The following is a 13,111-nucleotide window of genomic DNA, read 5'->3' on the forward strand; positions in this document are numbered from 1 at the left end:
GTTGATGAGACAATTATTTAAGCTTTTTAATTCGCTCGGTTTGACTGATCACATCGGTTAAACGAATACCGAATTTATCGTTTACAACCACAACCTCACCATGCGCAATCAGCGTACCGTTAACCATCACATCTAAAGGTTCACCCGCAACTCTGTCGAGCTCAACCACAGAACCTTGGTTTAACTGCAACAAGTTACGAATACTGATATAGCTACGGCCCACTTCCATAGAGATAGTGACGGGGATATCTAAAATAGTGTCTAATTTCGCCGCTTCTGCTTTAGAGATAGGTCTCGAATCATCAACTAATTCATCGAGCTCAATCGCGTTAGCTTCTTCTAAAGCTTGTTCTGCCATTGCTGCAGCCCAATCATCCGTATCGTCTGTGCTCATCTTACTTCACCTTATAATTCTGATATATCGCGAGATTTACCCTTGCGCGTCACTAATTGTAGCTCGGATTTAACGGTTTCTGGCCGAGGGATCTTTTCATATATTTTAAGTGCTAGGTTATCTCTAGAACGGCCCATTTTACAACGATATGTCGGTAAATCCTCGATTTTCATCATAATATATTCCGGTAACTCAATCGGAATAATATCGCCCGCTTTAAAATTCATCACATCTTTGAGCGTTAATTCATGTTCCACAATGTTGGCATCGAACCCGACCTTCACATCCATGATTTCATCATGCAATGCCTGCGACCAACGCATGTCAGTATCTTGCTTATCACTTTGAACACCCGCATCGAGCAACTCGCGAATCGGCTCAATCATGGAATACGGCATAGTGATATGGAAATCACCGCCACCACCATCAACTTCAATATGGAATGAGTTAATCACGACAACTTCAGTAGGACTGACAATGTTGGCCATTGCAGGATTGACTTCTGAGTCCAAATAATCGAACTCCACATCCATCACCGGTGCCCACGCATCTTTATAATCTTCAAAAATTATTTTAAGCAATAGCTGTACGATACGTCTCTCAGTAGGCGTAAATTCCCTCCCTTCGATCTTGGCATGGAAACGGCCATCTCCCCCAAAGAAGTTATCCACTAGGATGAACACCAATCTGGCTTCCATTGTGATCAATGCTGTACCTTTGAGCGGACTAAAACGTACCATATTCAAACTAGTAGGAACGAATAGCGTATGTACATACTCTCCAAACTTGAGCATCTGTACACCGTTGATCGACACTTCAGCAGCGCGACGCATCATATTAAACATACTGATCCGCAAATGACGTGCAAAACGCTCATTCACAATTTCCAGCGTCGGCATACGCCCACGAACGATGCGATCTTGGGAAGAGAAATCGTAGGAACGCGCATCATGACCAGCGGAATCAATTTCGTCATCATCATCGACGTCATCAACCCCGTGCAAGAGTGCATCAATCTCGTCTTGGCTTAATAAATCACTCACTATATTGCCTTCGCCTCTTTAGATTACTTACCCACTATCAGTAAAGGGTTATTGCATCACAAAACCAGTAAACAGCACTTTCTCGACAACTTTACGGCCAGTGACCGACTGCAGGGTATTTTGCACACTTAAGAGTGCTAACTGGCGTAATTCATCTTTACCCGCTTGCGTACTGAGTTTTTGCACATCTGCGCCACTGAAAGTCGTTAAAAGCGCATCTTCAATCAGCGGAATGTGTTTTTGTGTCAGCACATCATCATCTGTGCCACGTACCATTAACTGTACTTTAATCTCAACTAAACGAGCGCGATCAGGGCCAGGCAGGTTAAACAAAAAAGGACGTGGCATAGGCACATAAGATGCTGTAGTGAGCGCACCACTTTCAGTAGGGGTTATTGTTTGGACAGCTCCATCAGTCGGCGTAGCGGCGTCCTCAGAACTACCAAGGAAAAACCACAGGGCACCTGCAATAAGCAGAGCTACTAAAACCCCCACTCCAATAAAAATAAAGAGCTTTTTTTTACTTTTGGGAGCTTCGGTGTTCTCAAGTTCTAACGATTCTTCCTTAGCCATTCACTATTCTCTTTAATTTAAGCAGAAACACTTACGTTTAATTAATATGGAAACGTAACTATGTTAGTCATTGCTATAGGTTACCTACTTAAGCGTAATAATCTATACCTGAATTTACACTAGTGGCTTGATTTAAACCTAAATGTAGCTCTTCTGCCGAGATTTCATCCACATCAGCCCCACTTGAACCGCCACCGTCGCCAAAACTTCCCTCTCGACGTTCACCTTGGCCACCTTGAGACACATGGCTATCCGCTAATTGCATCCCTTGCTCTTGCAGTAACTCGCGTAATCTTGGCATAGCTTGTTCAACTAAATCACGCGTCTGTGTCTGAGTGACATGGAACTGTACTTGGGTCTGATCGCCATGCACTTGAATTTTTACCAGCATATGTCCAAGCTCAGGGGGATCAAGCCTAATTTCAGCGTGTTGAATACCTTGACTCACCATAGTGATCAACTGTTGCTTCATCACAGGTGAAAACCGTTGGATCATCTCTTGCATTTGGTTTTGTTGTTCGACACCTTGGCGTAATGACAACTGAACTTGCATCGTTTCCTGACGATTGACTTGTAGTGGCGTCGATGACTGAGCTAAAGCAGAAAATGACTTAATGTCAGTCGTTGATACCTTGTCTTCATCTCCCATAATGAATGGCTTAACGTCTCTTTGAGCATCGAGTGTCACACTGTATTTCGCATCCTTTAGCAAAGTACCCGCATCCATTGCTACTTTTGAAACATCAACATTGATCTCGGTATCAGTCATTGCGCTATCCTTCGGATCAACTGCGTTACCTAAGATATTCTGTGTATCCAGTGTTGTAACTATAGGCTGAACTTCTACTTTGCTAACCGCAATATCGACATTAGCATTTCGGCTTACTTGCTGGGGTATCGTAATCTCAACATTGCGAACTGTTGGTTTATTACTCTCTACAGAAACAGTATCAGCATCGACCTCGTCCGTGCTAGAAGTATCAATCAGCTTGGAACTTGCCAAGTCCAATGTATCAACTATTTCATCAGCGATTAAAGATGTTGCAGCCATTTCATTCTTAGTAGTCGATGATGCTAGGGTTTCAGACTGCAAAGTTTGACTCGCAGGGCTAAACTTCAACATTGATTCATCTACGTCGTCAGAAGTTCGCAGTGCCTCAGAATTAAGATCCAACCTTGCTCCCCGCAGTTCAGCGTTTACACTCGCAACTTGATTCGCATATTTATCAGTTGAAAATGATTTATCGTCTTTAAGTTCAGTCACATCAGCGTCTTTCAATATCACGCTTTCTAAAATTTTTGATGGTGCTGTTTCTGCTGTATTTTCAAGCTCTGATAAGTCTAAACTTTCAGATGTTTTACTGTTCGGCGAAATAACTTGTGCCTTGAGAGAGGCGAAATGTGATTCAAGGCTTTTATCCATAGACGACTGTGATTTTAATGCCTCTACCGCCTCATCAAGTAAAACTTTCTTCCCCTGTATTGCTTCAACAGATAATTCGTCGGCTGCGTCTTTGTCAGCCCGTATATTTTCAATTGGCAATGTCTCAACTGATACTTTATCCGTAGACACATTATTAGTGCTATCAGTCTCATCTGATGACGCAGTATTTAGTTGAAACTGGTCAGTTAACTTTTTGAGTTCTGCGGAAAATGAAATGTCAGTATCTAACATCTTTTGTAGGCCAGATAGTTCGCCGTTTGAAGACTTGCGCTCACCCTTCTCAGTTACCAAGTCTACTTCACTTGACGCTAAAATATCTGATTTGCCTTGTACTGGGCCTGTGATGTCGACAATAGGAAACTCAGTGTTCATCGCTTTCATTGATGCTTGTATACCCGTCAACTCAACGGTACTGAGAGCATCGCTTTCCAACAAAGTATCACCAGACTCATTATTGTCCTCTTGGGAAGAGCCAAACGGCAAACTCTCTCCCTCTGATGCCGTTTTCTTCATGTCATTTGCCATACTGATCTGGGCGAAGATAAGATTAACGTCAGCGTCATCCGTTGATATGTCTTTATCTTTTACTTTATCAGTAGAGGCGATCTGCACTTTATCGTCAGTATTCGCGACAGCCTTTTTAGGCGCGGAAATAGAAAATGAGCTAGCGGAGACAGACGCAAGTGTAGATGAAAAGTCTTCATTATTAGACTCTTGGGAAGATGTCTTAGCGGAATTGGCCGCAGAGTTGCCTGTTTTACTCAACAGGATATTGGTCATTTGTTGCATAAGTGCTCCCAAACATCACCCAGCAGAAAAAGAAAATGGCTAGGTAGAAACGTCAATTAAACACTGCGGTTGCAGGGTCATGGACTAAATCAAAGCAAATAAGATGCCAAAACTTCAGTTTTTACTGCGGCATATTGAAAAGAATAAAACTCAGGGAAAAAAGTCGAACAAATGTTCTGCACCATAAGCGGCAACAGAAAACTGAACTCATAGAGGTTAGTGAATGGAAAAGATACCGATCATTTAACGCACCATTACACTAACGCTGATGACGGCGATAAAACTGCTGAGAAGCAAATTCATCGGTCATTTTCTGCTCCCGTTTTTGTTCAACAACTTGGCGCTTCTTCTCTTTACTCGCTAAGAGTAATTCCACTGCCTTACGTTTTTTCTGTTTTTCCAACCAATGCTGTTGTCGATATTCTTTTTGTTTTTCACCGTCGGCCACAACGCGATTTTGCTGAGTAATAGCGTCATCAATCTGACGAATAAAGCGATGAAACTGGTGATAGTGACTGGCACTAATGGCTTGGCCTTGCTGGGATTGCATTTGCTTCATGTATTCTAAGCGATAGTTATTGAGTGCACTGAGTTGATTCAGCCGCTTTTGACACTCTAACTGCGCCGACTTTAACAATAACGCCGCTTGTTCTTCGGCATCATTGGCGAGCTTTAACACTAACAACAAGGGATCGGCGTTAGCCATACTAGACCTCGATTAATTCGATGACGCCATTATTTGCACTGTGCGGCAAGTTGCCCGAGCATGACTTGGCTATCGGCAAAGCTAAATGCATCACGCATGGTTTGGCGTAAAAAAGCATTCATTGCTGGCTGCAGTCGTATCGCATTGTCAATTCGAGGATCGCTTCCTTGGGCATAAGCACCAATTGAAATCAAATCCCGATTTTGCTGATACAAGGAATAGGTTTGTTTCACGCGGCGCATCGCTTCCAAATGTTCATTGGAGATCACCATAGGCGCGACTCGGCTAATAGAAGCTTCAATATCAATGGCGGGATAATGCCCAGAGTCCGCAAGCGAACGTGACAAGACTATGTGACCATCTAGGATCGCCCGCGATGCATCGGCAATGGGATCCTGTTGATCGTCCCCTTCCGTCAACACAGTATAAAATGCCGTAATTGAACCTTGGCCTGGGCCACCGTTACCGGCGCGCTCAACTAAACGCGGCAGCTTTGCAAACACTGAAGGCGGATAGCCTTTGGTGGCTGGCGGCTCACCCACAGCCAAAGCAATTTCACGCTGCGCTTGGGCGTAGCGCGTCAAACTATCCATTAATAACAAGACGTTATAACCTAAATCGCGAAAGTATTCTGCAATGCGAGTCGAGGTTTCACAGGCGCGCAGGCGCATTAGCGGCGAGGTATCCGCAGGCGCGGCAACAACAACAGAACGCGCTCGACCTTTGTCCCCAAGAATTTCTTCAATAAACTCTTTGACTTCACGGCCACGTTCGCCCACCAGCCCAACCACAATAATATCGGCAGTGGTACCGCGGGTCATCATGCCTAAGAGCACACTCTTACCCACACCAGAACCAGCAAACAAGCCCATACGTTGGCCTTTACCCACAGTCAGCATGGCATTAATGGCGCGAACGCCAACGTCCAGCGGCTCGGTAATAGCACGGCGAGATAAGGGGTTAATGGCAGCGCTATGTCTTGGCGCTTGTTGATCTGTCTGCAACGCACCTAAACCATCTAAAGGCACGCCGTTACCATCGAGCACGCGCCCTAACAACGACAAGCCGACATTGAGTCCAGTTTGTTCCCCTAAAGGCACCACCCGGGCACCGGGTAATACCCCACGTAATTCTTCGATAGGCATTAAATAAAGGAGTTCACCATCAAAGCCGACAACTTCGGCAATTAACTCGCCCGCCATAGTTTCGATGGAACATAAGCTGCCTACAGGCGCGCGGCAACCGCTCGCCTCTAAGGTTAAGCCAACAACACGCACCAGCTGACCACTGGCCACAGCACGAAATGGCGGCACTTTATCCTGATGATGATTCAGCCTATTCAGCAGTTGGTGTTGGCGATTTTGCATCTGTTCCGGCATCCGATTGGGTATCTAAGTGCTCACCTGTGTTTGAGGTAGATTGCATGTCCTCAGTGTCTTGGTTAACCGTATCGACAGCTTGCTCATCAGGCGTTTGATCATCAAGCTCAGACTCAAGCGCCACAGCCACTTGTTTGGCAGTATCTTCAGCTTCAATCGTCTCTTGCAGTTGATGCTGTTTATCACTCAAATGCGCATGTTGCTTGCGTAATGACTCAAACACAGTATCGATGCGCGATGAAAGCGTTAAATCCACTAAAGAGCGATGACTGCTCAGAATACAATCGCCTGCACTTAACGTCGGATCGACTTCAAGTTCCCATTTACTGCGGGTCAGTTGGGCGGTGGAATAAAGTTGTTCGACAAGGATCACATCGTCAGGATGCAGCCGAATAGTCACCGCTTGCTCCTTAATGGGTAGCGACTCTATGCCTAAGCGTAATGCCGAAAGCACTTGTTCTGGATGGGTTTTTAATTCGTGGCCTATGACAGATTTAGCTAATGTCATACTCAAGTTCAGTAGGGAGAGCTCAATATCGCCATCGAGTAATTGCAATGGCTTTTCAAATTGAGTTAATAAGGCTTCAAACCGCGAAAGTAAAACTTTGGCTTGAGCTAAACCGGTTTCTAATCCTTGCTCATGCCCTTGGGCGAGCCCTTCGGTATGGCCTTGCTCTAAGCCTTCTAAGCGACCTTTTTCTAGCCCTTGCTCGTAACCTTGTTGTTTACCTTCGGCAAACCCTTCTTCTTCAGCTTGGGCGCGAATGTCTTCAATCTCGGCCATCGTCGGCGGAGAAACACTCTCAACCGTCGTCGGCTTAGCGGCTTGATGATTCGAATGGCCGAACAAATTCGAGATAGAATCGTCATCGGCTTCAGTCACATCTGGCAGTGCCCAGTGACTAAACTCAATATCACCGTCGCTCAAGACCTTATTTGACGGTTTATTGTCGCTCGGATTAGAGGAACTCATCGCCACCACCGCCGCCTAACATAATTTCGCCGCTGTCACTTAAGCGACGGGCAATAGACAGGATTTCTTTTTGGGCGACTTCCACTTCACTGATACGGATTGGACCCATGGCCTCAAGATCGTCACGCAGCAATTCTGCGGCACGTTTTGACATGTTACCCAAGATTTTTTCTTTCAGCTGATCATCAGTGCCTTTGAGCGCCTTCATCAGTACATCTTGCTGTACTTCACGGAGCAGTGCTTGAATACCACGGTCATCAACATCGATTAAGTTTTCAAATACGAACATCAAGTCTTGGATTTGCTGCGCCATTTCTTCGTCAGACTCGCGCATGGTTTCCATCAACTGACTTTCGATACCCGTATCTAAATAGTTCATGATGTTGGCAGCCGCTTTTAGGCCACCCATTTTCGCGGCCTGTGCGCCACCTTGACCGGCAAACTGTTTCTCCATGATGTCGTTCAGCTCTTGCAGTGCAGCGGGCTGAACTTCTTCAAGATTCGCAATCCGCATCATCAAGTCTAAGCGAGTATTTTCAGGGAATTGACCAAAAATTTCCGCCGCCTGATCGGGTTCTAAATAGGACAACACGATCGTTTGGATCTGAGGATGTTCGTTTTGAATAATGGTCGCTACTTGGCGTGCATCCATCCATTTCAACGAATCCAAACCTTTAGCACCGCTGCCCATGATAATCTGTTCAATCAGATTACCCGCTTTATCTTCACCCAGCGCGGCGGTTAAGGCTTTGCGAACGAACTCTTCGCTGTTGAAACCAATAGAAGAATACTTTTGAATGTCATCGAGAAACAGCTTATGTACCCCGATGACTTTTTCTTGACCGAACTCATCCATTGCCGCCATCGCCATACCCACTTTTTGCACTTGCTTCGGCTCTAAGTGTTTTAAAATGGATGCAGCATCGGCCTCACTCAAACTGAGGAGTAAGATCGCAGTCTTTTCGACACCGCTAATATCCTTAATGTTAAAGGCAGGTGGGGCCGCTGGAGCCACTTCTTTCGTTTTATTCTCAGCCATTGTCTTGTAACCAGTTTTTCACGACTTGAGTAGAGAGCTCAGGCTCATTAGCCACGAGCGCACGGATAGCTTTAATCATATCATCATCTTTGTGCAAATTAGGGATATGAATTGAACCATCATCGGCATAACTGTATTCAGCCTCTTGAGTATTGAGCATCCCTAGCGTATCTGCCGCGTACTGGTCCTCAATTTCGGCCAGTTCGTTACCTAATCTGCCATCCTCAGGCATATTGACACTGTCAGGATAGATTAAGCGTTTCAGCATAGGCCGTACCACAGCTAAAATCAGTACCAGAATCACTAGCGCACCAATACCGAGCTTAATCGCACGCCAGAACCAAGGTTGTTCCCACAGTTCTAGTGCTGGCAAGTCTTCAACCAATTGATCCATAAAGGGAACCGTTACCACTTCTAACACATCACCCCGTTGCGAGCTAAAACCTACCGCACCTTCGAGTAAACGACGGATATTGGTCAGTTCTTGTTCGGTACGGGCAACGCGCGCCACTTGACCATTTTCTCCGGCAGCACCGGGTTTAAAGTCCACAGCAACCGACACACTTATACGGCGAACCGCGCCAACTTGCTGACGGGTATGGCTAATGGTGGTATCTAACTCAAAATTACGGGTCGCTTCACGGTGCGAATTACCTGCTGTGGCAGACTCGGTCGCTTTAGTCGCATCTTGCGGAATGTTCGATTCCATTGGCGGTTGATTCGATAGCGCCCCAGGGATCCCACCTGAAGATCCGCCAGTGGTATTATTTTCAACGGTCATTTCGCTGCGTAAAGACGGTAAATCTGGGTTATAACGCTTAGAAGTTTGCTCGACCGCAGTAAAGTCCATGCTGACATCGACTTGAGAGGTGAAATTATCAGGACCTAAGATAGGTACCAAAATCGATTCAATCTTAGTGCGGTATTCGGCTTCTTTTTGCTGTACTAATTCAAGCTCGCGACGGGCTGTCGCAGACGCGCCATCTTGGCTGCCGGAGTTTAATAAACGACCATTAGAGTCAGTCACTGTCACCCGTGATGGCTCTAAACCTTGCACAGCAGAGGCAACGATATCGACGATAGCGTCGACTTCACCTTGGCCTAAACCGCCACGGCGGGTATTGATAACCACAGTCGCACTTGGTTTTGAGGCATTGCGGGCAAAGACGTTTTCTTTAGGTAACGCGAGGATCACTTTTGCGCGGCTAACACTTTGTAGTTGCTCAATCGCACGGGCTAGGTTTTCTTCTTGACTGTGCTTAAGACGGGCTTGCTCCATACGTTGGCTGACACCAAAGCCGCTGTCTTGATTCAAGAAGTCTTGACTAGCCGCAGGGCTATCGACGCCTGCGCGGCTCAACATCATTTTCACTTCTTGATATTTATCTTCGGGGACTTTAATCACGTCCACGTCGATTTGATACTTAACTTTATTTTTATCAAGCACATCTAATACTTGAACCATTTCCTGAGTTTCCATTTTACCCAATGGACGATACTCAGGCTCCTGTGCCCACAGCATGACAAATACGGCTAAAGCCAAACAAATCGCCAAGGCTAAAATCATAGTTACTTGACGCATCATATCGACACCGCCAAGGTTTCCCATCATTCCTGACTTATGTTCTTGCTGGACACCTTGGTCAGCTAAGTCGGAATTGGATCCGACAATCATTTCTGTGCTCACGATTCGTACCTGCTAATTGGGTTATTCACTGGCCTAGACAGGCATGCTCATTATTTCTTTATAGGCTTCGACAAGCTTATTACGTACTTGTACCGTTGCCTCGAAGGCGACACTGGCTTTCTCACGGGCAATAACAGTATCCGACAAAGTGACGGTAGTATCTCCCATTTCTAAGCGCGTCGCGAGGTTTGATGATGTCGACTGCAAGCCGCTGACATTGCCGACGGCTTGCGAGAGTAACTGACCGAAGTCCGCACCACTGGTGTTATTCACTTGCTGCATGATATTTGGCTGAACGCCAAAAGACGGCGTAATTTCGCCTTGGAGTTTCTGCATTTCTTGCAGGAATGAATTTGCGCCTATTTGCATGCTGAGCTCCCAGTCGTCGAGTTCTTGACGATCAAAATACCTATAACGGGACAATGCAAAATAACGGCCAAGTTTTCAAATGGTCGTGATTGATAACAAATTGACGGGATAAGAAGAAGTTAACACTAAGGATTCTGGATAAAATAGGTCACTTTTGCGGTGGTATATTTTAATAAATGCAGCCTCACACTCATGTGGAGGCTGCAAGATTATCACTTGAATTTAAAGACTAGTTTGGCAGTTGAATGCCCATATCACGCATTCTTGCCATCTTGTATCTTAGGGTTCGGGCACTTATCCCCAGTTTTTCAGCGACCAGCTTGCGGCTTCCTTGGCATTGATTAAGGGTTTCTAAAATAATCACATGCTCCTGCGCTTTAAGCTCTTCCCCTAAACCGTCTGGCTCGGCAGCAAATTGATCTAGGTCTTCAGCGCCTAAAATCACATCCTGCGCATCGATAATAATGTCATTGGCGGTGATCACTTGACCGGCTCTTAATATCAAAGCCCGCTGTATAACATTATCGAGTTCACGTACGTTCCCCGGCCAGCGATGACTCAATAAACGTCGACGTGCATTTTCATCCAACTCAGGCACATCGGCGACATTCAATGCCTTTGCATGCTTAACCAGTAAATGGCGCGCAAGGGGCAGAATATCCGCAGGACGTTGACTTAATGCGGGCCAAGCTAAGGGGAACACGTTGATTCGATAGTAGAGATCTTCCCTAAAGCCACCTGCCGCCACCACGGCTTTTAAGTCACGATTGGATGTGGCAAGCACGCGCACATCGAGCTTAATGGTTTTACGGCCGCCTAAACGCTCAACTTCACGCTCTTGCAATACCCGCAATAACTTAGCTTGTAGGCCTAAATCCATCTCAGAGATTTCATCTAGCAGCAAAGTGCCACCTTGAGCCTGCTCAAATTTCCCCGGACAAGCTTGATAGGCACCAGTAAATGCGCCTTTCTCATAACCAAAAAGAGTGGCTTCGAGCATATTCTCAGGAATCGCTGCACAGTTAATGGCCACAAAAGCTTGATCGGCACGGCTACTGTGTTGATGAATATAACGGGCCAAGACTTCTTTACCCGAGCCGCTAGGACCTAAGATCATGACCGAAGCATCGGATGCAGCAACCCGCTGAGCCAGTGCTAATAAAGCTAAACTCTTCTCATCGGCAACTACTGGCTGATCCACATTTTGTTTTAACGGCAAATAGCGGGAAACTTGATTGAGCAAGACTTCTGGCGCAAAAGGTTTCGCTAAGTAATCGACAGCGCCTAATTTAATGGCATCCACCGCACTACCAATCGTGGCATAAGCTGTCATCAACAACACTGGCAATTTTGGATGATGTTGCTGTAGGAAGTTTAATAATCCTAACCCACCTATGCCTTGCATCTGCACATCGCTAATGACTAAATCAAATTGATGTTGTTTCAAAGCTAAGATAGCGTCTTCACCGGAGGCAACATCAATGCACTCATACTGAGCCAACATTAAGGTATCCAACAAGGCTTCACGCAATGAGGCATCATCTTCAACGAGCAATAACTTTGCTTCAGACATGGGTAATCTCCAAAGGTAATATCACCGCAGATTTAGCCCTTGGGAAGACTAAAGACACAGTGCAACCTTTATTCGGTAAGCAACTTAATTGCAGTTGTCCTCCATGATTACGCACCACAGATTGCACAACCGCTAACCCGAGCCCAGTTCCCTGCGACTTAGTTGTAAAGAAAGGTTCAAGTACCTTCTGCTGCATATTGGCATCTAAACCTTTGCCATTGTCGATGACATTCAGTAGTAACTGATCGCCCTCTTCTGCCGCTTGAATACGAATCTCAGTGGCGCCAGCTTCGATACTGTTCATGACTAAATTGTTGATTGCCGAACTTAAAGCATTTGAATTGGCTAACATCGAACTGCTTGATGCATCATCAAATGACAAGTCACAACCTTGCTTCGCCGCTATCGGCTCACAATTTGCTAATACATTGTCGATAACCTCAGCAAGCGTAATCAAATCTCCCAGTTCATCCTGACGGCCTTTCGCCATCAATAGCATGTCGTTAACCTGACGCTCCAGTTCATTGAGTCTATCAACAAGCTTTTGCTGGAATTTCGCTTTAGCGGCATCGGATAACTTAGGACTTGCAAGATTAGAGGCATATAGCAAAGCGGCAGATAAAGGCGTGCGCACTTGATGTGCCAAGGTCGCAACCATTTTACCCAGTGCAGATAAGCGTTGTAGATGGGATAGATTTTTCTGTAATAATCGAGTTTCAGTCAGATCAGTTAACACAATTAATTGACCAGGCTCTGGCGTCAGTGGCGTAATTGCTAACTTAACGCGGCGGCCATTACGCAGTGACACTTCGTGGCCATCATCATCCTGTGGCGCAAAGGCACTGTGGATCACATCAATCCAGCGAACGCCACACAAGGAGCGCTCAAGTAATTCAACTGCAACCGGATTGGCATCCGTGACTATACCGTCGCCATTGATAATCACCACGCCGGATGGCATAGCCTGTAAAATATGCTCCATTCGATTGGACATATTAGCGGCCTCACGCAGTTGGTTCCATTGTTTGCTAGTGTGCTTGAATGACTCAATTTGCGCTAGTGGGTTGGCTGACATAGTCACTCCGTCAAAAAATTGCTTATGACGGAGTGACTGCAGTATCTATGCCAAATTAGAAATTGAA

Annotated in this window: 12 protein-coding genes; all 12 read right to left on the bottom strand. The window is 45.8% G+C overall.

All coding sequences use genetic code 11. The features are described 5' to 3' along the window. Window positions 1-13: 13 nt before the first annotated feature. Complete coding sequence (gene fliN / locus Q4Q54_RS11400; RefSeq protein WP_028761182.1) at window positions 14-394, bottom strand: flagellar motor switch protein FliN; 381 nt, start codon at window positions 392-394, stop codon at window positions 14-16. An 11-nt stretch (window positions 395-405) separates the two neighbouring features. Beyond that, window positions 406-1,437, bottom strand: a complete 1,032-nt coding sequence (fliM, locus tag Q4Q54_RS11405) for a flagellar motor switch protein FliM (RefSeq protein WP_063884842.1) — start codon at window positions 1,435-1,437, stop codon at window positions 406-408. Between the two features lie 48 nt (window positions 1,438-1,485). Beyond that, complete coding sequence (gene fliL, locus Q4Q54_RS11410) at window positions 1,486-2,010, bottom strand: flagellar basal body-associated protein FliL (protein WP_311988492.1); 525 nt, start codon at window positions 2,008-2,010, stop codon at window positions 1,486-1,488. Window positions 2,011-2,098: 88 nt separating this feature from the next. Then, the gene (locus tag Q4Q54_RS11415; protein ID WP_311988493.1) at window positions 2,099-4,243 is read right to left on the bottom strand and encodes a flagellar hook-length control protein FliK; all 2,145 of its coding nucleotides are present in this window, start codon (window positions 4,241-4,243) and stop codon (window positions 2,099-2,101) included. Between the two features lie 259 nt (window positions 4,244-4,502). Next, entirely contained in the window at window positions 4,503-4,949 is a 447-nt protein-coding gene (gene fliJ / locus Q4Q54_RS11420) for a flagellar export protein FliJ (protein WP_006082402.1), read from the bottom strand. Window positions 4,950-4,978: 29 nt separating this feature from the next. After that, window positions 4,979-6,316 carry a flagellar protein export ATPase FliI gene (fliI, locus tag Q4Q54_RS11425; protein ID WP_012089703.1) on the bottom strand — a complete coding sequence of 446 codons (1,338 nt, stop codon included), beginning with the start codon at window positions 6,314-6,316 and terminating at the stop codon, window positions 4,979-4,981. Next, on the bottom strand, window positions 6,285-7,301 hold the full coding sequence (gene fliH / locus Q4Q54_RS11430) for a flagellar assembly protein FliH (RefSeq protein ID WP_311988494.1): 1,017 nt from the start codon (window positions 7,299-7,301) through the stop codon (window positions 6,285-6,287). Before fliH ends, fliI begins: the two co-directional genes overlap by 32 nt. Then, window positions 7,288-8,340: a flagellar motor switch protein FliG gene (gene fliG, locus Q4Q54_RS11435; RefSeq protein ID WP_006082405.1), complete on the bottom strand. Its 1,053-nt coding sequence runs from the start codon at window positions 8,338-8,340 to the stop codon at window positions 7,288-7,290. Before fliG ends, fliH begins: the two co-directional genes overlap by 14 nt. Continuing rightward, on the bottom strand, window positions 8,333-10,015 hold the full coding sequence (gene fliF / locus Q4Q54_RS11440) for a flagellar basal-body MS-ring/collar protein FliF (RefSeq protein ID WP_006082406.1): 1,683 nt from the start codon (window positions 10,013-10,015) through the stop codon (window positions 8,333-8,335). The genes fliG and fliF overlap by 8 nt, the downstream gene beginning before the upstream one ends. Before the next feature lie 45 nt (window positions 10,016-10,060). Continuing rightward, window positions 10,061-10,396 (bottom strand): flagellar hook-basal body complex protein FliE, encoded by a 336-nt coding sequence (gene fliE, locus Q4Q54_RS11445; protein ID WP_006082407.1) that lies wholly within the window; start codon window positions 10,394-10,396, stop codon window positions 10,061-10,063. A 229-nt stretch (window positions 10,397-10,625) separates the two neighbouring features. Continuing rightward, window positions 10,626-11,969, bottom strand: a complete 1,344-nt coding sequence (locus Q4Q54_RS11450; RefSeq protein ID WP_259510825.1) for a sigma-54-dependent transcriptional regulator — start codon at window positions 11,967-11,969, stop codon at window positions 10,626-10,628. Next, window positions 11,962-13,044, bottom strand: coding sequence for a sensor histidine kinase (locus tag Q4Q54_RS11455; RefSeq protein ID WP_063884836.1), 1,083 nt, complete (start codon window positions 13,042-13,044; stop codon window positions 11,962-11,964). The genes Q4Q54_RS11450 and Q4Q54_RS11455 overlap by 8 nt, the downstream gene beginning before the upstream one ends. Between the last annotated feature and the right edge of the window lie 67 nt (window positions 13,045-13,111).

Source organism: Shewanella sp. SP2S2-4 (genome assembly GCF_031932025.1).
Classification (GTDB): Bacteria; Pseudomonadota; Gammaproteobacteria; order Enterobacterales; family Shewanellaceae; genus Shewanella; species Shewanella baltica.